This is a genomic window from Serratia sp. TSA_7 (assembly GCF_052692135.1).
On the sequence record NZ_JBQZFU010000006.1, the window covers coordinates 188,247 to 212,050 of the forward strand.

Genomic DNA, 23,804 nt, shown 5'->3' on the forward strand with positions numbered 1-23,804 from the left:
AATAAAGTGATATTCTCTGGAGATCGTGCCAAAAACGCACCGATGCCCATCCACCCTAACCGAGCGGCATTCACGCCATGCTGAGAATGCTGTCACAGGAGACCTATAGTGTCTGAATTGTCTCAACTTTCACCACAGCCGCTGTGGGATATTTTTGCCAAAATCTGCTCTATTCCGCATCCTTCTTATCATGAAGAAGCGCTGGCACAGCACATCCTCGCATGGGCCAAAGAGAAGAATCTGCATGCCGAACGCGATCAGGTGGGCAATATCCTGCTGCGCAAGCCGGCCACCAAAGGCATGGAAAACCGTAAGCCGGTTGCCCTGCAAGCGCACCTGGATATGGTGCCGCAGAAAAATAACGACACCGTGCACGACTTCGCCAAGGATCCGATTCAGCCGTATATCGACGGCGAGTGGATCAAGGCGCGCGGCACCACGCTGGGCGCCGACAACGGCATCGGCATGGCTTCCGCGCTGGCGGTATTGGCTGACGACAGCGTCGAACACGGCCCGCTGGAAGTGCTGCTGACCATGACCGAAGAAGCCGGCATGGATGGCGCATTCGGGCTACAGCCTAACTGGCTGCAGGCGGATATCCTGATCAACACCGACTCCGAAGAAGAAGGCGAGATCTACATGGGTTGCGCCGGCGGTATTGATTTCATTACTACCCTGCCGTTGCAGCGCGAAGCGGTACCGGCCGGCTATCAGACGCTGAAACTGACGCTCAAGGGCCTGAAAGGCGGCCACTCCGGCGCCGAGATCCACGTGGGCCTGGGCAATGCCAACAAGCTGCTGACGCGCTTCCTGTTCGCTCATGCCGCAGAACTGAACCTGCGCGTGCTGGATCTGAACGGCGGTACCCTGCGCAACGCTATCCCGCGTGAAGCCTCTGCGGTGGTTGCCGTGCCTGCGGCAAAAGCCGATGCGCTGAAAGCGCTGAGCCAGGCCTTCCTGAGCACGCTGCAAAACGAGCTTTCCGCCAAAGAGAAGAACATCACCGTGCTGCTGGAGCCGGTTACCAGCGCCTCTCAGGCGTTGACCGCCGACAGCCAACAGCGTTTCCTGGCCCTGCTGAACGCTACGCCAAACGGCGTGATCCGCATGAGCGACGCGGTAAAAGGCGTGGTGGAAACCTCACTGAACGTTGGCGTGGTCACCACCAGCGAGAACGAAGCGGAAATCATCTGCCTGATCCGCTCGCTGATCGACAGCGGCAAAGATTACGTGGTCGAGATGCTGACCGCGCTGGGCCAGTTGGCCAACGCCAAAGTGGCGCCGAAGGGCGGTTACCCAGGCTGGCAGCCGGACGCGGACTCACCGGTCATGCATCTGGTGCGCGAGATCTATCAGGATCTGTTCAACAAGACGCCGAACATCATGGTGATCCATGCCGGTCTGGAATGCGGCCTGTTCAAAAAACCGTACCCGAACATGGATATGGTGTCGATTGGGCCAACCATCACCGGGCCACACTCGCCGGATGAGCAGGTACATATCGAAAGCGTCGGCCTGTACTGGAAGCTGCTGACCGCGCTGTTGAAAGCCATCCCCGAGCGCGCGTAATTAAAGCGTTTAACATTAAAAGGCTGGCCTCTCGCCGGCCTTTTTATTCCCACGGCAGCAACAGTTGCCGCTCAAGCTGCGGATCCAGCAGCGTTACGTGCAAACCGACCAGCCGTACGCCACGGCCTTCCCGCCGCTCACGCCACGCCTGCCGCGCCACGTTGAGCAAATCGTCTTTATTCAGCACCGGCCAGACGTGTTCCTGAGTGGTCTGCTGAAAATCCTGAAACTTCAGCTTCACGCCCTGCCGCGCGATATGCAGATCCGGTTTCACCTTGCGCAGCCGCATTTCCAGCTCGGGATAGAGCTTGTCGACAATCAGCGCCTCGCAGTCTTCCCAGTCATGAATGTCTTCCGCCAGCGTGCGTTCCACCCCCACCGATTTACGCAGCCGCTCCGGCGAAACCTCGCGCAGATCAATGCCCTGGCAGCGCTCCCACAGCACCCGGCCAAATTTGCCGAAGCGCTTGAGCAGCAGCGCCAGATCGTACTGCTGCACATCGGCGCAGGTGATCAGCCCCACTTCCTCCAGCCGTTTGGCGGTCACTTTACCCACGCCGGGGATTTTGCTCAGCGGCAGTTGCTGCAAAAAAGCCGGCACCTGCGCCGGCGTGATGACGTATTGCCCGTTCGGTTTGTTCAGCTCCGAGGCAATTTTGGCGAGGAACTTGATCGGTGCGATGCCCGCAGAGGCCGTGAGATTAAGCTCTTCGGCAATTGCCTGGCGGATTTCCTGGGCGATCAGCGTCGCCGAACCGTTGCACTGGGTGCAGTCGGTCACGTCCAGATAGGCTTCGTCCAGCGACAGCGGTTCAATCAGCGAGGTGTAGCGGGCAAAAATTTCGCGAATGTGCAGCGAGGCTTCCTTGTACGCCGCCATGCGGCCTGGCAACAGCTTGAGGTGGGGGCACAGTTTAAGCGCCATCGCCGTCGACATCGCGCTGTGCACGCCATAGCGGCGTGCTGGATAGTTGGCGGTGCTGATCACTCCGCGTCGGTCGGCGCTGCCGCCGATCGCCAACGGAATATCGCGCAGGCTGGGATCGTCGCGCATTTCTACCGCCGCGAAGAAGCAGTCCATATCGACATGAATGATTTTACGCATCGCGCCTCCAATAACACTGTATAAGTATACAGCCAATAATCGAAAGCTCAAGACTCGGTGGACATGGAAAAAACGGCGTTTGAGCCAGATATTTCCGCGTTGTTAAAAAAGCTTAATTTTTCAATAGTATGATTTCCGCTGACTTACTCTCTCATCCTTGTACCCTATGGATTTCATGTGGCGGCTCGCAAGGCTGCGGCTCGAAAGAGGACGGGTACATCATAAAAGGTATTCCGCATGATCAGGTTTTCCCATTTGCTGTTGGCTTCCGCACTGTCGCTGGTTTCGCTGGCGACGGGGGCCGCCGTCGGCCATGCCCCAGCCATTATCGCCCACCGCGGCGGCACCGCAGACGCGCCGGAAAATACCCGCATCGCGATTGAAACTGCCCTGAAAAATGGTGCCGACGCCATTTGGATTACGCTGCAGCAATCCAAAGACGGCGCGATCGTGCTGTACCGTCCTTCCGATCTCAAAGCATTGACCAACGAACAGGGGCCGGTCTCCGCCCATACTGCCGAACAACTGGCCAAAGTGGATGCCGGCTGGTCATTCGCAAAAGGTGAAACCCATCCGTTTCGCGGCAAAGGCATAGGTATCCCGCGTCTGGACGAGATCCTGGAAGCTTTCCCCAAGGTGACCTTCTATCTGGATATCAAGTCGCCGGACGCCGATCCGGCGCAATTTGGCCAAGCGCTGCTGACAACGCTGGAGAAGGCCGACAGCCTGAACCGCACCCGCGTGTATTCTACCGATGCCAAATACCTGCAAGCGCTGCCGCCACAAATCAAACGCTTTGAAAGCCGCGACGAAACCCGCACCCTGCTGGCCAATGTCACCATGGCGCACCAGTGCGAATTGAAAGCGGATAATCAGCAACCGCGCTGGTACGGGCTGGAGCTGAAACGTGAAGTGGAAGTGGTGGAGAAATACACGTTGGGCGAAGGGCGCTCGAAAGCGTTTCTGACCTGGGATAAAGAGTCGATCGATTGTTTCCGTTCGCAAGGTCCGGCGCACATCATTTTGTTCGGCGTCAATTCACCGGCGGAATACCGGCAGGCACTGGCGCTGGGGGCCGACGGAGTGATGGTCAACTCACCGGACGAGGCGAAAGCCTTTCGCAAGGCCAAATAGCCGGTAAAAAAAGGGGCGCCACGTGCGCCCCTCGTCTTCAGATGATCCGGTGTTTTTCCAACTGTTGCCGTCGCAACGCCTCTTTGGCTTCGCGTTTCTTGCGCGCATCACAGGGCTCCGGGCAGTCGCAGACCTTTTCCATTCCCAGCGAAGCGATGCCGCCGCAACTGCCCTGCAGGCTTTTGCGCTTGAACACATAGCCCAGCGACATGCCGCCGATCACCAGCAGAAACAGCACGAAGGTGGCGATAAATACCGTCAACATAGCGGCCTCACAAGATCTTTTTCAGATAGGGTTTAAACGCCTCAGAGTAGCGCTCTTCAAATCCGTTGGCGGTTTTCACAATCATGAACACCGGGATCCCCATCAGGTTGGCCAACGCCATACCTCGTTCCGGCCCCAGCACGTTCAGCCCGGTCGACAGGCCGTCGGCGGCCATGCAGGTCGGGCTCAGTACGGTGACCGAAACCAGATGATGATGGATCGGCCGGCCGGTGATCGGATCTATGGTGTGCGAGTAGCGCACACCGTCTTGCTCAAAGTAGTTGCGGTAATCCCCTGAGGTGGCGATTGATATCTCGCCCGACTGGATCACCAACTGCGCTTTTTGCTCCACGCCGGCCGTCGGCCGCTCAATGGCGATACGCCACGGTTTTTTCTCGCCGTTGTGGCCGCGGGTACGCACCTCGCCGCCGATATCCACCATGTAATTTTTCACCTGCTGCGATTGCAGGTACTGGGCTATCACATCCACGCCATAGCCTTTGGCGATGGACGAGAGATCGACATACAGTTCCGGAATGTGTTTCACCAGCGCGTTGCCCTGCACCGACAGTTTGTCGATGCCGGTCCAGGCGCGGCGCTGTTCCAGTTCGGCAGCGCTCGGCACCTTGTCCGGCCGCCCTTCCGGGCCAAAGCCCCACAGATTGACCAGCGGCCCGACGGTCACGTCCAGCGCGCCGTCGGTCACGCGGTTAATGCGCAACGCTTCCAACACCACCTCGGTCGTCGCGGCCGAGACCGGGAAGGGCTTGCCCACCTCGCGGCTGGCGTTGAAGCGGCTCAGTTCCGAGCCCGGCCGGTAGGTGGACATTTGATCGTTCACCAACTCCAGGCGTTTGTCGATCTCCGCCTGAATTCTGGCCGCCGACGGCGTGCCTTCGCCGGTGACATAACGGATCGAATAAGAGGTCCCCATGGTTTTGCCATCGAGATTCACCTGCTCCGGCCCGCACCCGGTCAACAACAACGTGGCGCCCAACGCCAACGTCGTCATCCAACCCTTCATTGCCCCTATGCGCATTTAGCCACCAAAGTCATCCAGCATGATATTTTCATCTTCGACCCCCAGATCTTTCAGCATCTTGATCACTGCGGCGTTCATCATCGGCGGGCCGCACATATAAAACTCGCAGTCTTCCGGCGCCGGGTGGTGCTTCAGATAGTTCTCCAGCAGAACATTATGGATAAAGCCGGTGTAGCCGGTCCAGTTATCCTCAGGCTGGGGATCGGACAGCGCCACGTGCCAGGTGAAGTTTTCATTCTCCGCCTGCAACCGGTTGAAATCATCCTCGTAGAACATTTCACGCAGCGAACGCGCGCCGTACCAGAAGGTGATTTTGCGCTTCGAGTTCAGGCGATTGAGCTGATCGAAGATATGCGAACGCATCGGCGCCATGCCGGCGCCACCGCCGATAAAGATCATTTCGGCATCGGTGTCTTTGGCGAAGAACTCGCCGAACGGCCCGGAGATGGTCACCTTGTCGCCGGCCTTCAGCGACCAGATATAGGAGGACATAATGCCCGGCGGCACGTCCGGCGCGCGCGGCGGCGGCGTAGCGATACGCACGTTGAGCATGATGATGCCCTTTTCATCCGGGTAGTTCGCCATTGAGTAAGCGCGCACCGTGGTGTCGTTCACCGCCGAGCGGTAGCGGAACAGGTTGAACTTGTCCCAGTCGCCGCGGTACTCCTCCGGCACGTCAAAATCGGCATAGCTGATGTCGTGGGCCGGCGCTTCTATCTGGATAAACCCGCCGGCGCGGAACGGCACATCCTCGCCATCGGGGATTTTCAGCTTCAGCTCTTTGATAAAGGTGGCTTTGTTATCATTGGAGATAACCTCGCACTCCCACTTTTTCACGCCAAAAATCTCTTCCGGCAGCTCGATTTTCAGATTCTGCTTCACGTTCACCTGGCAGGCCAGGCGGCAGCCTTCTTTCGCTTCGCGCTTGTTGATGTGCGAAAGTTCGGTCGGCAGGATATCGCCGCCGCCCTCTTTAATCACCACCCGGCACTGGCCGCAGGAGCCGCCACCGCCGCAGGCCGAGGACACGAAGATCCCCTGGCTGGAGAGCATGTTCAGCAGCTTGTCGCCCGCCGGGGCGTTAAAACTCTTGCCCTGATCGCCGTTAACTTCCACCGCAATGTCACCGGTGTTCACCAGCTTTGATTTGGCGAACAGGATCAGCAGTACCAGCACCATAACGATGCCGGTAAACATCGCGACGCCTAAAATAATTTCCATAGATTCTTCCCGCCTTTACAACTGAACACCGGAGAAGGACATAAAGCCCAACGCCATCAGCCCGGTGGTGATAAAGGTAATGCCCAGACCGCGCAGCCCTGCGGGGACGTTGGCATACTTGAGTTTTTCGCGGATCCCCGCCATCGCGACAATCGCCAGCATCCAGCCGGTGCCGGAGCCGAAGCCGTACACCACCGATTCTGCGAAGTTGTAGTCGCGTTGCACCATAAAGGACACGCCGCCGAAAATGGCGCAGTTCACGGTGATCAACGGCAGGAAAATGCCGAGTGCGTTGTACAACGACGGGAAGAAGCGATCGAGGATCATCTCCAGAATCTGCACCAGCGCGGCGATCACGCCGATAAAGGTAATGAAGTTGAGGAAGCTCAGATCGACGCCTTCCATCAACGCGCCATCGCGCAGCACCAGGTTGTAGACCAGGTTGTTCGCCGGCACCGAGATGCCGAGCACTATGGTCACGGCGATGCCCAGACCGAAGGCGGTCGACACCTTCTTCGACACCGCCAGGAAGGTACACATCCCCAGGAAGAACGCCAACGCCATGTTCTCGACGAACACCGCGCGCACAAACAGGCTGATATAATGTTCCATCGGCCGTTACTCCTTTTCGATCTGTGCAGGTTTCAGGGTGCGCAGCACCCAAATCAGCAGGCCGATGATAAAGAACGCGCTCGGCGCCAGCAGGAACAGGCCGTTCGGCTGATACCAGCCGCCGTTCTGCACCGTATCCAGCACCGGAATGCCAAACAGCTTGCCCGAGCCAATCAGCTCGCGCAGGAAACCGACCAGCACCAGGATCACCCCATAACCCAGCCCGTTGCCGATACCGTCCATAAAGCTTTCAATCGGCGGCGACTTCATGGCGTAGGCTTCGGCGCGGCCCATCACGATGCAGTTGGTGATGATCAGGCCGACAAACACCGACAGCTGCTTGGAAATCTCGAACGCATAAGCGCGCAGCAGCTGATCGACCACAATCACCAGCGAGGCGATAATCGCCATCTGCACGATGATGCGCACGCTGTTCGGAATATGGTGACGGATCAGGGAAATAAAGAAGCTGGAGAACGCCGTGACCAAGGTCACCGCGATGGTCATCACCACCGCCGTTTCCAGCTTGGTGGTCACCGCCAGCGCGGAACACACCCCGAGAACCTGCAAGGCTATCGGGTTGTTGTCAAACAGCGGCCCGAGCAGGACCCGCTTAATCTCTTTGGAATCAGCCATTTTTCAGCGCTCCTTCACGAACTTTTTTCAGGAATGGGCCAAAACCTTGCTCACCCAACCAGAAATCAAAAGTGTGCTGCACGCCGTTGGAGGTCAGCGTGGCACCGGACAAACCGTCCACCCCGTGCTCATCCCCCTGACGCGCCCCGCCTTTCACCACGCGGATCGCCGGCTTGCCGTCGTTATCAAACAACTTTTTACCGATCCACTGCCGGCGCCAACCGGCATTCTCAACTTCACCGCCCAGGCCCGGGGTCTCCCCCTGATCGTAATAAGTGATGCCTTTCACCCTGTTGCCGTCACTGTCCAGCGCCACAAAAGCGTACATCATCGACCACAGACCGGTGCCGTAGACCGGCAGCACGATTTGGTTCACCGCCCCGCCGTTATCGCGCACCAGATAGATCTCCGCCCGGTTGCTGCGGCGTTTGATGCCGGCCGGATCTTCGCCCGCCGACAAGGCGACGCTTTTGGCATCGTCGCGCAGCGCAGCGGCCAGATCGAACGCCGCCGCATTGCCCGCCACAAACTCGCCGCTGTTCAAATCCAGCAGGCGCGGTTCGATACGCTGGGTGAACAGCGCCTTGACCTGCTCGCCTTCCATCTTCGGCTGTAACAGACCGGCCACATCGAGGATATTGCGCTGCTTGTCGAGCAGCTTTTGCTCTTGCTGTTTGGACTTCAGGCCGACGGCGGAACCCGCCACCACCACCGAACACACCAGACACAGCAGCAGCACCACCAGCAGCGTTTTACCGATAGTGTCGTTTTTAGATTCATTCGCCACGGGCTTTTCTCCGCTTGATGTTGGCCTGCACCACCAGATAATCGAACAGCGGCGCGAACAGGTTGGCGAACAGGATCGCCAGCATCATGCCTTCCGGGTAGGCCGGGTTGACCACCCGGATCAACACGCACATCACGCCAATCAGGATGCCGTACCACCACTTTCCCTTGTTGGTAAAGGCGGCGGAAACCGGGTCGGTGGCCATAAAGATCATGCCGAAGGCAAAGCCGCCCAACACCAGATGCCAGTACCACGGCATGGCGAACAGCGGGTTGGTGGCGGAGCCGATGCTGTTGAACAGGAAGGCGGTTGCCATCATGCCGAGCATCACGCCGGCGACAATGCGCCAGGAAGCCACGCGGCCAAACAGGATAATCGCACCGCCGATCAGGATCATCAGCGTGGAGACCTCGCCGACCGAACCTGGGATATTGCCGAGGAAGGCGTCCATCCAACTGATCGACTGGCCGGTAGCCACGTTGCTCAGGCTGTGCGCCCCGCCCACGCTCCATTGCGCCAAGGGCGTCGCGCCGGAGAAGCCGTCGGCGGCGGTCCACACCAGGTCACCGGAGATCTGCGCCGGATAGGCAAAGAACAAGAAAGCGCGCCCCGCCAGCGCCGGGTTGAGGAAATTGCGCCCGGTGCCGCCGAAAATCTCTTTCGCCACCACCACGCCGAAGCTGATGCCCAGCGCCGCCTGCCACAACGGTAGCGTTGGCGGCACAATCAGCGCGAACAAAATAGACGTGACGAAGAAACCTTCGTTAATCTCATGCTTGCGGATGACCGCGAACAGCACTTCCCAGAAACCGCCGACGAGAAACACCACGGCGTAGATCGGCATAAAGTAGCAGGCGCCCAGCACCATTTTGCTGATCCAGCCGGCATCCGCCGCCAGCGACGCCCCCAGCCATTGCGCCAACCGGTAATGCCAGTCGCCCGCCAGCACCTGTTGGAGTTGATCGCCGCTGTACAGATGGTGCAGCGCCGGAATGGCCTGCTGGCCGACGTTGTACATACCCCAGAACATCGCCGGGAATACCGCCAACCACACCAGGATCATCATGCGTTTCAGATCGATGGCGTCGCGCACGTGCGAAGCGCCGCGCGTCACCAGACCGGGGGTGTAAAACACCGTGGTAGTCGCTTCAAACAGCGGGTACCACTTTTCCAGCTTGCCGCCCGGCGTGAAGTGATGCTCGATCTTGTCAAAAAAGTTCTTCAGGCCCATCGGTTATCCTTCCTGCTCAATCTTGGTCAGCACGTCGCGCAGCACCGGCGCATATTCATACTTGCCCGGACAAACGAAAGTGCACAGCGCCAGATCTTCCTCATCCAGCTCCAGACAACCCAGCGCCTGCGCGCTGTCGGTATCGCCCGCCAGCAGATCGCGCAGCAGCAGAGTCGGCAGAATGTCCAGCGGCATCACCCGTTCGTAGTTGCCGATCGGGACCATTGCGCGCTCGCCGCCGTGGGTGGTGGTCGAGAAGGCGAACAGCTTATTTTTCAGGAAATGGCCCAGCGTGGTGCGGGTAATGGAGAATTTGTCCGGCGAAGGCGCGATCCAGCCGAACAGCTGTTTATCACGCCCTTCCTGCAGCACGCAAACCTGCGAGTGAAAACGGCCGAGATACGCATTCGGGCCGGCGACATGGGTGCCGCTCAGTACCGAGCCGGAAATCACCCGGTTCTCGCCGCTTTTAAGGCGACCGGCGGTCAGTTGCTCAATGCTGGCGCCCAACCGGGTACGCAGCAGCACCGGCTGTTCCACCTGCGGCCCGGCCAGCGCCACCACCCGACGGGTGTCGAGATGGCCGGTGGTGAACAGCGTGCCGATGGCGATGACGTCCTGATAGCCGATATGCCAGACGGTTTTTTTCAAACTGACCGGTTCGAGGAAGTGAATGTGGGTGCCCACCAGCCCGGCGGGATGCGGGCCGGCGAATTCGTTGTAGGTTATCTGCGCACCAGGCTGTTTGCCCAGATTCGCTCCTGCGGCGTGGCAAACGTGCAACTTGCCGTCGGTCAGGCGCGCCAGCACCGCCAGCCCGGCGTTAAAGGCCTCCCGTTGCCCGGCAATGATCACCTGCGGATCGGCGGCCAACGGCTGGCTGTCCATGGCGGTCACGAAGATGGCGCGCGGGGTGGTGCCGGGACACGGCGTTTTACTGAAGGGGCGGGTGCGCAGCGCGGTCCACAGGCCGCTGGCGATCAGTTCGCCTTCAACCTGCTCTCGCGGCAGCTCCGCCAGTTCGGCGACCGGATAATGAGCGAACTCAAGTTGCTCGTCACCACCGTTTTCTATCGCAATCACCACGGACTGCAACACGCGGCGCTCACCGCGGTTGATTGCCGCAATGCGCCCGCTGGCGGGAGCCGTGAAGAAAACCCCGGGGTTCTTTTTATCTTCGAACAACGCCTGGCCTTTCTTAACGGTATCGCCTTCCTGCACTAACATGGAAGGGCGCATGCCGACGTACTCTTCCCCAAGCAGGGCAACATGCTGAACTGGTGGGCCGTCCTGAATCGCCTGAACCGGGGCTCCGGCAATGGGCAGATCTAACCCTTTTCTGATTTTAATCATAGGATTTATACGATGTTGGCTAGGTTTACACGTCTTACCGGCCCCAGAGGCTGGCGCTGACGATGCCTGGATGATGAGACTGCAACGGCAGCCTCCGGGTTAAGCGCAACGACATCACGCTCAACATGAATTTTTTCGCGCCGATAAAATGGGGTTACGCACATTCCCTTGATTAACTCCCGCCGGCCTCGTTCGGCACGATAAAAAAGGTTTTCTCGACAAAAACGCTGTTAATACTTTGTTGCCGCAGAACCCATGTTATCGCCATGGAGATAAGCTCGAGGCCTTCTTATGCAACTGCAACAACAGGTTAATTGGAGACGGAATATTAACATTTTTCACCACTTTGTTCTGCGTTGAGCAGTGACCTGAGTCAAGCAAATGCAATTAAATTTCTGCTGTTTTGCATCACCAATCGTTAAAAACTGCCTGTCGATTCACTTTTATCGAAGTTTGTAGTTTTTTTATACATATCGCATATTGCTAAAAAAAAACACACTGGTAATCTGGCGGTGTTTTAAAGCAGTAAAACAATAATCAGTGGCATGCCGGCCGAGTTCATTGAGCCAGCAGATAAATATAAGCAGGAATAATAATGAGCAAAATCGCGCTGTTGTTTGCGATGCTTTTTTCTATGCCGATGATCACGGCCTGCAGCGCCAGCGAGCAGGTTCCCGAGGCACCGGTAGTTAAACAGCAATTAGTAGGTTCACCGGTCTATATTCAGATCTTCAAAGAAGAACGCACGCTGGAATTGTATGCCAAAATGGGCAATGAATTCCGTCTGGTGAACTCCTTCCGCATCTGTAATTTTTCCGGCGGGCTTGGCCCGAAACGCCGTGAAGGCGACTTCAAAAGCCCGGAAGGTTTTTATAGCGTCGACGCACGCCATCTGAAACCCGACAGCAAATATTATCGCGCAATAAATATCGGCTTCCCGAACGATTACGACAAGTCGCAGGGTTATTCCGGCGCTTATCTGATGATCCACGGCGAATGTAAATCGATTGGTTGTTACGCGATGACCAACACCTATATGGATGAGATCTACCGTTACGTAGAAGCCGCATTCGCTTATGGTCAGAACCGGATCGATATCAGCATCTATCCGTTCCGCATGACCGAACAGAACCTGAAGCGTCACCGCTCATCCAGCGATATCGCCTTCTGGAACCAGTTGAAACCGGGCTACGACTACTTCGTCAAGAATCACCTGCCGCCGGTGGTCAGCGTCTCCAATGGCCAGTACGTGCTGGGTCAGCCCGTCATGAGCAGCAACCAGATGACGCAGTACGCGTCAACGGCTCCCGCTGCCAGCACCAACCCCTTCGCTCAAACCAAGCCGCTCACCGAAGTGAAATAATGCGAACTCGCCCGGCGCAATCTTGTGCCAGGTTTCATTCGCCGTCAGCGGTTGGGTAGCAATCACGGTGACCACATCGTCAGGTGTGGTCTGCTGCTGAAAATCAATCTCCACATCCTGATCGAGCAACGTGGCTTTGCCAAACGGCGCGCGGCGGGTGATCCAATATAAATTGGTGGAGCAGTAGGCCATCACAAAACGCCCGTCCGACAGCAACATATTGAATACCCCTTTCTTGCGCAGTTGATCCGCCAGCAAAGCGATATAGCGGAATACCGGCGGCCAACGGCTCGGGGTGCGCGGATATTTCAGGGAAAGCTGATGCAGCAGCCAGCAGAACGCATATTCGCTGTCAGTCTGGCCCACCGGGCGGAAGGTACCGGTTTCCAACTGGCGATAGCCTTTCAACTGACCATTGTGCGCGTAGGTCCAGTTGCGGCCCCACAGCTCGCGGGTAAACGGGTGGGTATTTTCCAGCGCCACTTCACCGCGGTTGGCCTGGCGGATATGCGATACCACCGCGCAGGATTTGATCGGGTACTCCTGCACCAGGCGGGCGATCGGCGAATCGAAACTCGGTTGGGGATCCTTAAACGTACGGCAGCCGTTCCCTTCATAGAAGGTAATGCCCCAACCATCTTTATGTGGCCCGGTACGGCCACCGCGCTGAACCAGCCCGGTAAAGCTAAAGCAGATATCGGTCGGTACGTTCGCGCTCATCCCGAGCAGTTCACACATCGCTTGCCACTCCTTACCCACACTGGCACTGTCTATGCGGGCGCAGCATGCGGCGCCCCTAAAAATGTCGTGGGGGCGGCATGCCCCCTGAAGCCATTACGCTTTAACCATCTCTTTTTCAATCAGCTGAATCAAGATGTGAATCGCTTTGATATGGATTTCCTGAATACGGTCTGCGTAGCCGAAGTGCGGTACACGGATTTCCACATCGGCGGAGCCGGCCATTTTGCCGCCGTCTTTACCCGTCAGGGTGATCACTTTCATCCCTTTGGCGCGCGCCGCTTCGATAGCTTTAATGATGTTGCCCGAATTGCCCGAAGTGGAAATGCCCAGCAATACGTCGCCTTCGCGGCCTACCGCTTCCACGTAACGTGAGAACACGTATTCGTAACCGAAATCGTTGCTGACGCAAGACAGGTGGCTGACATCGGAAATGGCAATCGCCGGATAGCCTGGACGGTTTTCGCGGTAGCGACCGGTCAGCTCTTCGGCAAAGTGCATGGCGTCACAGTGAGAACCGCCATTGCCACAGGAAATCACTTTCCCACCGGCTTTAAAGGAATCGGCCAGCAGCACTGCCGCGCGTTGAATGGCGTCGATATTGGCATCGTCATTGATAAATTTCGCCAGGGTATCGGCCGCTTCGTTCAGTTCACTGCGAATAAGGTCGTGGTACATGAGGAACCTCTTGTTATCGTCAATCTTCCGCTCCGCAGTGTACCGGATCGGGGAAAAACCGAGAAGCACTGTGAGCCAAACAGCGCGCCGGTTGAGGTACGAGTGAGGTTTTTGATTATTGATGCGCTCAGTTTGTGACTTAAGTTGTAATTAAACTGTAAATGCATTGATAAAAATATGGGGTTGTACTAAAACCTATTACATACATACAACAGGTCAGACCTCTTACTACTTCGGAGCTTCTTATGATGGTTCTTAGTATTGTTGTTTTACTGGCACTCATTGGTGTGGTGTTTTATCACCGAGTGAACCTCACCCTCAGTAGCCTTATTCTGCTGGCATATACCGCCGCCATGGGCGTTATCGGCCTGTGGACCTTCTGGATGCTGCTGCCGCTGGCGATCGTCCTTCTGCCGCTGAACGTGACTTCCCTGCGCCGTTCGATGCTGTCCGCTCCGGCTCTGCGCGCGTTCCGCAAGGTAATGCCGCCGATGTCCACAACCGAGAAAGAAGCGATCGAAGCCGGCACCACCTGGTGGGAAGGCGATCTGTTCCGTGGCCAACCGGACTGGAACAAGCTGCATAATTATCCGAAACCGCAACTGACCGCCGAAGAACAAGCGTTTATCGACGGCCCGGTGGAAGAAGCCTGCCGCATGGCGAACGACTTCCAGATCACCCATGAACTGGCCGACTTGCCGCCGGAACTATGGGCCTATCTGAAAGAACACCGTTTCTTTGCGATGATCATCAAGAAAGAATACGGCGGCCTGGACTTCTCTCCTTATGCTCAGGCGCGCGTGCTGCAAAAACTGTCCGGCGTTTCCGGTATTCTGGCGATCACCGTCGGCGTACCAAACTCCCTCGGCCCTGGCGAGCTGCTGCAACACTACGGCACCGACGAGCAGAAAAACCACTACCTGCCAGGCCTGGCGCGCGGCGACGAGATCCCTTGTTTCGCCCTGACCAGCCCGGAAGCGGGTTCAGACGCCGGCGCTATTCCGGATGTCGGCACCGTCTGCATGGGCGAGTGGCAAGGCGAACAGGTATTGGGCATGCGCCTGACCTGGAACAAACGCTATATCACGCTGGCGCCGGTCGCGACCGTGCTGGGCCTGGCGTTCAAACTGCATGACCCGAACCGTCTGCTGAGCGACAACGAATCACCCGGCATCACCTGTGCGTTGATCCCGACCAGCACCCCAGGCGTTGAAATCGGCAATCGCCACTTCCCGCTGAACGTACCGTTCCAGAACGGGCCAACCCGCGGCAGCGACGTGTTCGTGCCTATCGATTACATCATCGGCGGGCCAAAAATGGCCGGCCAGGGCTGGCGCATGCTGGTTGAGTGTCTGTCGGTAGGCCGCGGCATCACCCTGCCTTCCAACTCGACCGGCAGCGTGAAGTCTATGGCGCTGGCCATTGGCGCTTACGCCCATATCCGCCGTCAGTTCAAGATCTCTATCGGCAAGATGGAAGGCATCGAAGAACCGTTGGCGCGTATCGCCGGTAACACCTATGTGATGGATGCGGCGGCAACGCTGATCACCAGCGGCCTGATGCTGGGCGAGAAACCGGCGGTGCTGTCAGCCATCGTGAAATACCACTGTACCCACAGAGGCCAGCAGGCAATCATTGATGCAATGGATATCGCCGGCGGTAAAGGCATCATGTTGGGTAAATCCAACTTCCTGGCCCGAGCCTACCAGGGCGCACCGATCGCCATCACGGTTGAAGGCGCCAATATCCTGACCCGCACCATGATGATCTTCGGTCAGGGCGCCATCCGCTGCCATCCCTACGTACTGGACGAAATGGCGGCTGCGCAAAGCAATGATCTGAACGCCTTCGACAAATCGCTGTTCGGCCATCTGGGCCACGTGGGCAGCAGCAAGGTACGCAGCTTCTGGCTGGGCCTGACCAATGGCCGCACCAGCAGCACGCCGACCAAAGATGCGACACGCCGTTACTACCAACAGTTGAACCGCCTGAGCGCGAACCTGGCGCTGCTGTCGGACGTCTCCATGGGCGTGCTGGGCGGCAGCCTGAAACGCCGCGAGCGTATCTCCGCCCGCCTGGGGGATATCCTCAGCCAAATGTACCTGGCTTCCGCAACGCTGAAACGTTTTGAGGATGAAGGCCGTCAGAAAGAAGATTTGCCGCTGGTGCATTGGGGGGTGCAGGACAGTCTGCATCAGGCAGAACAAGCGTTGGACGATCTGCTGCGCAACTTCCCGAACCCTTTTATCGCCGGCGTGATGCGCTTCGTGATCTTCCCGTTCGGCCGCGTGCATACCGCACCTTCTGATCGTCTGGACCACCAGTTGGCCAAGATTATCCAGCAGCCGTCCGCAACCCGCAGCCGCCTTGGACGCGGCCAGTACCTGACGCCAAGCGAGCATAACCCGGTTGGCCTGCTGGAAGCCGCGCTGGCAGACGTCATTGCCGCCGAGCCGATTCACCTGCGCCTGTGCAAGGAAAGCGGCAAAAACCTGCCGTTTACCCGCTTGGATCGCCTGGCGCAGCGTGCGCTGGAAGAGGGCAAGATCAGCGCCGATGAAGCGAAGATCCTGGTGAAAGCCGAAGAGAGCCGCCTGCGTTCCATCAACGTAGATGACTTCGAGCCGGAAGCGCTGGCGGCCAACAAGCCGGAAAAGCCGGTAGCGACGTCTAAACGCCAGCAACACACCGAAGCAGCGTAACAGCGTTACTCCCGTTCACCCAGGGGCGATCATTATCGCCCCTTTTTCTTTTTGTGGCGCAGCAAAATGCGCGGCGGCTCGCAGCCTTGCCAGAACGGCTAATTTAACTTCGGGAATAATCGGATAGACTGCGTCGCGGGTGCTCTGGATCTTTCTTTCCGGGGCATAAGCAACGGATAGAAAGAGAAAGGCCCCGAGTCGATATTATCAACCCGAGGCCACTCTGAATGTCCAAACAACATCAGGTTAGCCTCTTACCCGCCGGAAGGCAAGGATAAGGAGGTCAGAAATGCAGCAGGAACGGGTCGTTCTGAGGCTGATGATTATCTGCATGACGCTGATTGCGTTCATGTTGGTCACTCGCGGTTCGCTATGTGAACTGCGCATCAAACTGGGAGACACGGAGGTTGCGGCCATTTTGGCTTACGAATCCGAAGGGTAAGGCAACCCAACGGCGGGGTTCGCCCCGCCCGTTGGTTGTTAGACAGAGATCCATGAGCACCCTCTTCCTCCCCCCTCCGCCCGCATTCAATCAAAATAGGCAAAATGCGCGGCGGCTCGCAGCCTTGCTAGAACGGCTAATTTAACTTCGGGAATAATCGGATAGACTGCGTAGCGGGTGCTCTGGATCTTTCTTTCCGGGGCATAAGCAACGGATAGAAAGAGAAAGGCCCCGAGTCGATATTATCAACCCGAGGCCACTCTGAATGTCTAGCAACATCAGGTTAGCCTCTTACCCGCCGGAAGGCAAGGATAAGGAGGTCAGAAATGCAGCAGGAACGGGTCGTTCTGAGGCTGATGATTATCTGCATGACGCTGATTGCGTTCATGTTGATCACTCGCGGTTCGCTATGTGAGCTGCGCATCAAACTGGGAGACACGGAGGTTGCGGCCATTTTGGCTTACGAATCCGAAGGGTAAGGCAACCCAACGGCGGGGTTCGCCCCGCCCGTTGGTTGTTAGGCAGAGATCCATGAGCACCCTCTTCCTGCCGGTGGTGCCCAAACAACGCCTAGCCGTTCTGGCGGATACGCGCCAGCAGTGCGTCGATATGCTCAATCTGCGCCGCGTTGACGATCAGCGCACGGCCCAGGTTCAGGGCGCTGCGCTGGCATTCGGCGCGCATTTCGGCATCGCTGATGCTGTCCAGATCGGCGACGTGTGCCAGGCCGATAGTGCGGCGGATCAGCTCGCTGCCGCAGTAACCTATGGCATCGGCCCATACCTGCTGCAGGAACTGTTCGGCATAGCCCGGCACCGCCAGCGCTATCTCGCGGGTTTGCTGGTGGCACAGCGCCAGGAAGCGATCGGCAAAAATCAGCCAAAGTTCACGCACATCCTGCAGGCGTTGCTCCCGCCCGGCGGCGGCATCGCGCGGCCCTAACAGGCCCGGCAAACCGCAGTAATTCAGCAACAGGTTACCCAACGCGCTGCCGACGTCAAAACCTATCGGGCCATAGAAACCAAACTCGGCATCTATCGCCTTCAGCTTGCCTTCTGCAACAAAAATCGAGCCGCTGTGAATATCGCCGTGCAGCAGCGCTTCCGCCTTGCTAAGGAAACGGTGCTTCAGCCCGGCCACCGCCAGCCTCAACGCGGTATCGTCACGCAGCGCTCGTACCTGCGGCAACAGTGCCTCGTCGAACTGGTTGCGTTCGTGATCGATATAAGGATCGGTAAAGAACAGATCTTCGGTGATCTGGCACAGCTCAGGGTTGGTGAAGCGGCTGACTTCGGCCTTTTTTTGTTGTGCTGTCTGGTAAAAATCGGAGGTATGAAACAGGGTTTGCGCCAGATATTCTGCCAGTTGTCCGGCCGCCAACGGGTAATAGTGGCCTTTGATCAGCTCGTTGCGCCAGATATGGTGATCGGAAAGATCCTCCTGCACCATCACCGCCAATTCAGGATCGTGATGCAGCACCTTCACCGTATGCCGTGGGCAAACGCTGCCGTGTATCAACAGGGTTTCCGCTTCAATGCGCGCCCGATCCAGGGTCAGCGGCCAGGATTCGCCCACGCAGCGTACGTACGGCAACGCCTGCTTGACGATCACCCGGCTTACGCCGTCGCGATCGCGGATTTTGAACACCAGGTTCAGGTTGCCGTCACCAATCTCGTCAGCGCTCACCAGCGCCTGCGGATCGGCCAACTGCCCGTATTGGCGGGCATATTCAACGGCATCGGCAGCAGTAAAGGTACGATAAAGCGACATTCCCAACCCCTCTGATTTTTCTCACTGACACAGCGATGTTATTTTTTTAGACGCAAAAGCATTTGGACGTCTATACATCCGTATGGCATGTTGGCAGAATACCTTTTCAGATGCAATAACAACGCAACAAGGATTTAACTGCCGATGCAATCGCTTAACACCACCAGTTTGACCCTGAGTGACAACCGACTTTGGATCCTCGATCAGCAGGCTTTGCCGCAGGAAAAACAGTGGCGCCAATGTGACACCGTAGAAGAGTTGGTCGATCACATCCTCACCTTGCGGGTACGGGGCGCACCGCTTATCGGCCTGTCCGCCAGCCTGTTGCTGGCGCTGCTGGCGGAACGCGGCCTGCCGCGTGAAGAACTGGAGCAAGCGTTGGCCACCTTACGCGCCTCGCGCCCGACGGCGGTGAATCTGATGAACAATCTGGACCGCATGAAGCAGGCTCTGGCACAACCGCTGTGGGTGCCTGCGATGGTGGAAGAAGCGTTGCGATTGGTGGAAGAGGACCGTAAGTTGTGCGAGCGTATTGCTGACCATGGCGCGGAACTGGTGCAGCCCGGCAGCCGCCTGCTGACCCATTGCAATACCGGTGGTTTGGCGACCGCCGGCGTCGGCACGGCTATCGGGGTGTTGCTGCGCGCCCATCAGCAAGGGAAAGTACAACAGGTGTGGGTCGACGAAACCCGTCCATTACTGCAAGGCGGTCGCCTCACCGCCTGGGAACTGGGCGAGCTCGGCATTCCCTACCGGCTGATTTGCGATTCGATGGCCGCCAGCCTGATGGCGCAGGGCCAGGTAGATGCCGTGTGGGTTGGCGCAGACCGTATTGCCGCCAACGGCGACGTCGCCAACAAGATTGGCACCTACAGCCTGGCGGTGCTGGCGCACTATCACCGCATTCCGTTCTACGTGGCCGCTCCGCACACCACCCACGATCCGCACTGCCCGAACGGCGCGGCCATCCCGATTGAGCAACGGGCCGCAACCGAAGTGACCGGCGTGTCCGGCAGTTTCGGATCATGCCAGTGGGCACCTGCCGATGCCCCGGTTTATAACCCGGCGTTTGACGTGACGCCTGCGGCGCTGATTAGCGGTTGGGTGTTCGACAGCGGCGTGATTACGCCGCAACAGGTCAATGACGGGATCTTCCAGCAGGCGCTGGGGTAATCAATAACGGGGCGCGAGAACCGCCCCGTTAAACGTTAATCCAGGCGCGGATAGGCATCGGCGATCCTGTCGCCGGTAAAATGCGCGACCCAACCTTCCGGATTATCGAAGACGCGGATCGCGGTAAAGTTGGGCGCCGACCCCATATCGAACCAGTGACGGGTATTGGCCGGTACCGAGATCAGATCGTTCTTCTCGCACAGGATCTGGAAGATCTTGCCATCCAGATGCAGGCAGAACAGCCCCGCGCCGGCCACAAAGAAGCGCACCTCATCTTCGCCGTGCGTATGTTCGGAAAGAAATTTGCTGCGCAAGACTTCGCGTTGCTCATTATCCGGACGCATGCTGATCACGTCCCAACTTTGATAACCTTTCTCCGCCACCAGCCGATCAATCTCGTGCTGATAGGCGGCAATCACCGCCGCCGGCTCCGGGTTTTCACCCAGCTCGCGATCCGCCTGCCAGCGCTCGAAGCGCACGCCAATTTGCGCCAGTTGCCGTTGAATAGCCTCGGCATCCTGGCTTTGCCATAACGGCTGCTGCGGCTCTTTATCGCTGAAAATGGTCAATCCACTCATGAGGCAAACTCCCCTAAATCGATCTGATCAAAACGGTTAACCTGCGGGTGCCGGCTCTGCGCGTCGGCATCGTCGCGGATCAACTGGCAAGTACGCCAGCCTGCGGCGCGTGCGGCGTCCAACTCTTGATGAATGTCGGAAAGGAACAACAGCTCGTCGGGCGCAATGCCGATTTCAGCGGCGATATTTCGGTACGAAGCGGTTTCACGCTTGGCGCCGACGTGGGTATCGAAATAGCCGCTGAACAGCGGCTGCAAATCCCCGGCGTCGCTGTAGCCGAACAGCAGCTTTTGCGCCTCCACCGAGCCGGAAGAGTAGACGTACAGTTTCAGCCCTTGCTGCTGCCAGGCGGCCAGTTGCCCAGCCACTTCCGGGTACAGATGGCCGCGAAAATCACCGTTCCGGTAGCCGCTGCGCCAAATGATGCCCTGCAGCGCCTTCAGCGCGGTGGATTTGCGATCTTCATCCATAAAACGGTACAGCGCGGCAATCAGTTGCTCAATGTCCGCTTGCGGCTGGTCAATCTCCTGCCGCAGCGCGGCCAGCGGTGCAGCCACTTCGGCATCGGCGGCGTGCTCACGGAGAAACTCAGCCAGCCGCTCACGCGCATAGGGAAACAGCACCTGGTGCACGAAGCGGATATCGCTGGTGGTGCCTTCAATATCGGTGACGATGGCGCGGATCATTTAGCCTCCAGTAAACGGCGTTGCAGTTCGCACTGGAACAGGAATTCCAGCCCTTCAAGGTGACGACGGGCTTCCGCAACCTGGCGGCCCCAGCAATACAGGCCGTGTCCACGAACCAGAAAACCGTACTGCAGTGGCGTCACTTCGGCATAAGCCGCCACGCGCGCCGCAAGCCGCGGAATATCCTGATCGTTATCGAAAATGGGAATGATCACGCTGTCCAGATGGCTGCTCTGGCCACCGAGCGATTTTTGCATTTCATAGCCCTGCAACACGAGGCCATCGCTGCGCTCAACGCGCGACAGTACGGTCGCATTCACCGAATGGGTGTGCAGTACCGCACCTATCTGCGGATACAGCCGGTAAATCAGGGTATGCAGGCCGGTTTCCGCCGAAGGCGTGCGACCGCTCGGCACATGATTGGTCGCGGTTTCCACCAGCAGGAAGTCCGTTTCGGTCAGGCTGCCTTTATCCTTGCCGGATTCGGTCACCAGGCAGCGTTGATTGTCGAGACGCAGCGACATATTGCCGCCGGTCGCCGGGCACCAGCCCTTTTCGCCAATCCAGTGGCAGGCAGCCAGTAGCGCTGTAAGTTGCGGATTTTCTGTCATTATTTTTCCAGGTCAGTAAGGTCGTCCAGCAGGTGAAGCTTAGAATGATTTGCTTATATAGTTAGATCATTTCTTCATTTAGCCATCTAAGCGTCTTGATTGCCAAATACTAACATCGTGTTATATTGACGGCAACCTAAGCGCCAGGAGTATTAGCCTGCTATGAGCACGTCAGCATTGATTCCCGACAGTAAATTGCCCGCTCTGGGCACCACCATTTTCACGCAGATGAGTGCGCTGGCGGCGCAGTATCAGGCGATCAACCTGTCACAGGGATTCCCCGATTTCGATGGCCCGGATTATCTGAAAGATCGCCTGGCCTGGCACGTCAGCCAGGGTGCCAACCAATATGCCCCAATGACCGGTGTTGCGCCATTGCGCGAAGCCATCGCCGAGAAAACCGCCGGGCTGTACGGTTGGCTGCCGGACGCCGCCTGCGAAATCACGGTGACGGCCGGCGCTACTGAAGCGCTGTTCGCTGCCATCAGCGCGTTGGTGCGCCCCGGCGATGAAGTGATTTGTTTCGACCCGAGCTACGACAGCTATGCGCCGGCGGTCACGCTGTCCGGCGGCATATTGAAACGCATTGCGCTACAACCCCCTGCGTTCAGCGTGGACTGGCAGCAGTTTGCCGAATTGCTTTCGCCACGTACCCGGTTGGTGATCCTCAATACGCCGCACAACCCGTCCGCCACCACCTGGCAGGCGGAAGATATGCAACAGCTGTGGCATGCCATTAGCGATCACGAAATCTATGTGCTGAGCGACGAAGTGTATGAGCATATTTGCTTTGCCCAGGGCGGCCATGCCAGCGTGCTGGCCCATCCGCAACTGCGGCAACGTGCCATTGCAGTCTCCTCTTTCGGCAAAACCTTCCACATGACCGGCTGGAAAGTGGGCTATTGCGTGGCCCCCGCCGCGCTGAGCGCCGAAGTCCGTAAAGTGCATCAATACCTGACTTTCTCGGTCAATACCCCGGCACAGCTGGCGCTGGCGGATATGCTGCGCAGCGAGCCGGAGCATTGGCAACAGTTGTCGGCGTTTTACCGCGCCAAGCGCGATCGCTTCGTGCAGGCGCTGTCAAACAGCCGACTGGAAATTTTACCCTGTGAAGGTACATACTTCTTGCTGGCGGATTACAGCGCGGTCTCCGATTTGGATGACGTCGCTTTCTGTCATTGGTTAACCGAGCACGTGGGCGTGGCGGCAATTCCGCTGTCGGTCTTCTGTGCCGATCCTTTCCCTCATAAATTGATCCGGCTGTGCTTCGCTAAACAGGACGCCACGCTGGATGCGGCTGCGGAGCGGTTATGTCGACTTTAAAAATTACCCTGTTGCAGCAACCGCTGGTCTGGCGCGACGGCGAAGCCAACCTGCGCCATTTCGATGAGCAGTTGGCACCGCTGACCGGCCGCGATCTGATCGTGCTGCCGGAAATGTTCACCACCGGTTTCGCGATGGACGCCGGGGAAAGCGCGCTGCCGGAACAACAGGTGATCGCCTGGCTGCACGGCTGGGCCAGCAAAAGCAACGCTCTGGTCGGTGGCAGCGTGGCGCTGAAAACTGCCGAGGGCGCGGTCAACCGTTTCTTGTTGGTCGAACCGAACGGCCGGGTGCATGCTTACGATAAGCGCCACCTGTTCCGCATGGCCGGCGAGCACCTGCATTACCGCGCCGGTAAAAAACGCGAGATTTTCGAATGGCGCGGCTGGCGCATTCTGCCGCAGATCTGTTACGACCTGCGCTTCCCGGTGTGGTCCCGCTACCAGCAGGATTACGATCTGGCGCTGTACGTCGCCAACTGGCCGGCGCCGCGCAGCAAACATTGGCAAACGCTGCTGGCCGCGCGCGCCATTGAGAATCAGGTCTACGTGGCCGGCTGCAACCGCGTTGGCGAAGACGGCAACGGGCTGAACTACAGTGGCGACAGCCTGATCCTCAGCCCGCAAGGCGAAACGCTGGCGCAGGCGGAACCGGGCGCCGCCGCACGGTTGGACGCCGAACTGTCGCTGGAAAACCTGCAGAGTTACCGCAGCGCTTTCCCGGCCTGGCGCGATGCCGACAGCTTCCTGCGGCACGATTGATCCTTTGATCCTTACGGGCGCAGT

Annotated in this window: 24 protein-coding genes; 9 read left to right on the forward strand and 15 right to left on the reverse strand. The window is 58.1% G+C overall.

From position 1 onward, the window contains the following. Window positions 1-108: 108 nt before the first annotated feature. Window positions 109-1,569, forward strand: a complete 1,461-nt coding sequence (pepD, locus tag ACUTQW_RS18925) for a beta-Ala-His dipeptidase (RefSeq protein ID WP_006323802.1) — start codon at window positions 109-111, stop codon at window positions 1,567-1,569. 43 nt (window positions 1,570-1,612) lie between these two features. Here the strand turns inward: pepD and dinB are convergent, their stop codons facing one another. Then, window positions 1,613-2,674 (reverse strand): DNA polymerase IV, encoded by a 1,062-nt coding sequence (gene dinB, locus ACUTQW_RS18930; protein ID WP_006323801.1) that lies wholly within the window; start codon window positions 2,672-2,674, stop codon window positions 1,613-1,615. A 237-nt stretch (window positions 2,675-2,911) separates the two neighbouring features. On the opposite strand from dinB, the gene ACUTQW_RS18935 reads away from it, so the two are divergent. After that, complete coding sequence (locus ACUTQW_RS18935; RefSeq protein WP_006323800.1) at window positions 2,912-3,808, forward strand: glycerophosphodiester phosphodiesterase family protein; 897 nt, start codon at window positions 2,912-2,914, stop codon at window positions 3,806-3,808. 37 nt (window positions 3,809-3,845) lie between these two features. Here the strand turns inward: ACUTQW_RS18935 and nqrM are convergent, their stop codons facing one another. Genes nqrM through ACUTQW_RS18975 form a run of 8 tightly spaced genes read right to left on the reverse strand, consistent with a single transcriptional unit; the run spans window position 3,846 to window position 10,955 of the window. Then, window positions 3,846-4,073 carry a (Na+)-NQR maturation NqrM gene (gene nqrM, locus ACUTQW_RS18940; RefSeq protein WP_006323799.1) on the reverse strand — a complete coding sequence of 76 codons (228 nt, stop codon included), beginning with the start codon at window positions 4,071-4,073 and terminating at the stop codon, window positions 3,846-3,848. 7 nt (window positions 4,074-4,080) lie between these two features. Next, window positions 4,081-5,112 (reverse strand): FAD:protein FMN transferase, encoded by a 1,032-nt coding sequence (locus tag ACUTQW_RS18945; protein ID WP_235196056.1) that lies wholly within the window; start codon window positions 5,110-5,112, stop codon window positions 4,081-4,083. Further along, window positions 5,113-6,336 (reverse strand): NADH:ubiquinone reductase (Na(+)-transporting) subunit F, encoded by a 1,224-nt coding sequence (gene nqrF, locus ACUTQW_RS18950; protein WP_006321304.1) that lies wholly within the window; start codon window positions 6,334-6,336, stop codon window positions 5,113-5,115. A 15-nt stretch (window positions 6,337-6,351) separates the two neighbouring features. Beyond that, window positions 6,352-6,948: an NADH:ubiquinone reductase (Na(+)-transporting) subunit E gene (gene nqrE, locus ACUTQW_RS18955; protein WP_004949072.1), complete on the reverse strand. Its 597-nt coding sequence runs from the start codon at window positions 6,946-6,948 to the stop codon at window positions 6,352-6,354. A gap of 6 nt (window positions 6,949-6,954) precedes the next feature. Next, window positions 6,955-7,584, reverse strand: coding sequence for an NADH:ubiquinone reductase (Na(+)-transporting) subunit D (locus ACUTQW_RS18960; RefSeq protein WP_004949071.1), 630 nt, complete (start codon window positions 7,582-7,584; stop codon window positions 6,955-6,957). Beyond that, window positions 7,577-8,371 (reverse strand): Na(+)-translocating NADH-quinone reductase subunit C, encoded by a 795-nt coding sequence (locus ACUTQW_RS18965; protein ID WP_006323796.1) that lies wholly within the window; start codon window positions 8,369-8,371, stop codon window positions 7,577-7,579. Before ACUTQW_RS18965 ends, ACUTQW_RS18960 begins: the two co-directional genes overlap by 8 nt. After that, on the reverse strand, window positions 8,361-9,602 hold the full coding sequence (locus ACUTQW_RS18970) for an NADH:ubiquinone reductase (Na(+)-transporting) subunit B (RefSeq protein WP_006323795.1): 1,242 nt from the start codon (window positions 9,600-9,602) through the stop codon (window positions 8,361-8,363). Before ACUTQW_RS18970 ends, ACUTQW_RS18965 begins: the two co-directional genes overlap by 11 nt. Window positions 9,603-9,605: 3 nt before the next feature. Beyond that, window positions 9,606-10,955 (reverse strand): Na(+)-translocating NADH-quinone reductase subunit A, encoded by a 1,350-nt coding sequence (locus ACUTQW_RS18975; RefSeq protein ID WP_006323794.1) that lies wholly within the window; start codon window positions 10,953-10,955, stop codon window positions 9,606-9,608. A gap of 595 nt (window positions 10,956-11,550) precedes the next feature. Between ACUTQW_RS18975 and dpaA the strand changes: the two genes are divergently transcribed. Beyond that, window positions 11,551-12,318 carry a peptidoglycan meso-diaminopimelic acid protein amidase gene (gene dpaA / locus ACUTQW_RS18980; RefSeq protein ID WP_004949063.1) on the forward strand — a complete coding sequence of 256 codons (768 nt, stop codon included), beginning with the start codon at window positions 11,551-11,553 and terminating at the stop codon, window positions 12,316-12,318. On the opposite strand, the gene ACUTQW_RS18985 is transcribed toward dpaA, so the two are convergent. Together ACUTQW_RS18985 and lpcA are read right to left on the reverse strand one after the other, a co-directional pair. Then, a complete protein-coding gene (locus ACUTQW_RS18985) occupies window positions 12,253-13,056 on the reverse strand; it encodes a class II glutamine amidotransferase (RefSeq protein WP_004949060.1) in 804 nt (267 codons plus the stop codon). The genes dpaA and ACUTQW_RS18985 overlap by 66 nt on opposite strands. A gap of 96 nt (window positions 13,057-13,152) precedes the next feature. Then, window positions 13,153-13,734 carry a D-sedoheptulose 7-phosphate isomerase gene (lpcA, locus tag ACUTQW_RS18990; RefSeq protein ID WP_004949058.1) on the reverse strand — a complete coding sequence of 194 codons (582 nt, stop codon included), beginning with the start codon at window positions 13,732-13,734 and terminating at the stop codon, window positions 13,153-13,155. Window positions 13,735-13,979: 245 nt separating this feature from the next. On the opposite strand from lpcA, the gene fadE reads away from it, so the two are divergent. From fadE to ACUTQW_RS19005, 3 genes are all read left to right on the forward strand, one after another. Next, window positions 13,980-16,436: an acyl-CoA dehydrogenase FadE gene (gene fadE, locus ACUTQW_RS18995; RefSeq protein WP_020438510.1), complete on the forward strand. Its 2,457-nt coding sequence runs from the start codon at window positions 13,980-13,982 to the stop codon at window positions 16,434-16,436. Window positions 16,437-16,725: 289 nt separating this feature from the next. Further along, window positions 16,726-16,878: a Hok/Gef family protein gene (locus tag ACUTQW_RS19000; RefSeq protein WP_006323791.1), complete on the forward strand. Its 153-nt coding sequence runs from the start codon at window positions 16,726-16,728 to the stop codon at window positions 16,876-16,878. Window positions 16,879-17,204: 326 nt separating this feature from the next. Beyond that, a complete protein-coding gene (locus tag ACUTQW_RS19005) occupies window positions 17,205-17,357 on the forward strand; it encodes a Hok/Gef family protein (RefSeq protein ID WP_004949052.1) in 153 nt (50 codons plus the stop codon). A gap of 91 nt (window positions 17,358-17,448) precedes the next feature. On the opposite strand, the gene mtnK is transcribed toward ACUTQW_RS19005, so the two are convergent. Continuing rightward, on the reverse strand, window positions 17,449-18,648 hold the full coding sequence (gene mtnK, locus ACUTQW_RS19010; protein WP_020438509.1) for an S-methyl-5-thioribose kinase: 1,200 nt from the start codon (window positions 18,646-18,648) through the stop codon (window positions 17,449-17,451). Between the two features lie 144 nt (window positions 18,649-18,792). Here mtnK and mtnA point away from each other — a divergent pair, with 144 nt between their 5' ends. After that, window positions 18,793-19,821, forward strand: coding sequence for an S-methyl-5-thioribose-1-phosphate isomerase (gene mtnA / locus ACUTQW_RS19015; RefSeq protein WP_006323790.1), 1,029 nt, complete (start codon window positions 18,793-18,795; stop codon window positions 19,819-19,821). A 35-nt stretch (window positions 19,822-19,856) separates the two neighbouring features. Here the strand turns inward: mtnA and ACUTQW_RS19020 are convergent, their stop codons facing one another. From ACUTQW_RS19020 to ACUTQW_RS19030, 3 genes are read right to left on the reverse strand one after another with little or no spacing between them, the layout of a single operon-like run. After that, entirely contained in the window at window positions 19,857-20,399 is a 543-nt protein-coding gene (locus tag ACUTQW_RS19020; RefSeq protein WP_004949046.1) for a 1,2-dihydroxy-3-keto-5-methylthiopentene dioxygenase, read from the reverse strand. Then, the gene (gene mtnC, locus ACUTQW_RS19025) at window positions 20,396-21,085 is read right to left on the reverse strand and encodes an acireductone synthase (RefSeq protein ID WP_004949041.1); all 690 of its coding nucleotides are present in this window, start codon (window positions 21,083-21,085) and stop codon (window positions 20,396-20,398) included. The genes ACUTQW_RS19020 and mtnC overlap by 4 nt, the downstream gene beginning before the upstream one ends. Then, the gene (locus ACUTQW_RS19030) at window positions 21,082-21,696 is read right to left on the reverse strand and encodes a methylthioribulose 1-phosphate dehydratase (protein ID WP_004949040.1); all 615 of its coding nucleotides are present in this window, start codon (window positions 21,694-21,696) and stop codon (window positions 21,082-21,084) included. The genes mtnC and ACUTQW_RS19030 overlap by 4 nt, the downstream gene beginning before the upstream one ends. Window positions 21,697-21,858: 162 nt before the next feature. On the opposite strand from ACUTQW_RS19030, the gene ACUTQW_RS19035 reads away from it, so the two are divergent. Both ACUTQW_RS19035 and ACUTQW_RS19040 read left to right on the forward strand, forming a co-directional pair. After that, window positions 21,859-23,019 (forward strand): pyridoxal phosphate-dependent aminotransferase, encoded by a 1,161-nt coding sequence (locus ACUTQW_RS19035; RefSeq protein WP_004949036.1) that lies wholly within the window; start codon window positions 21,859-21,861, stop codon window positions 23,017-23,019. Beyond that, window positions 23,007-23,780 carry an amidohydrolase gene (locus tag ACUTQW_RS19040; RefSeq protein WP_004949034.1) on the forward strand — a complete coding sequence of 258 codons (774 nt, stop codon included), beginning with the start codon at window positions 23,007-23,009 and terminating at the stop codon, window positions 23,778-23,780. Before ACUTQW_RS19035 ends, ACUTQW_RS19040 begins: the two co-directional genes overlap by 13 nt. Window positions 23,781-23,804 lie beyond the last annotated feature (24 nt).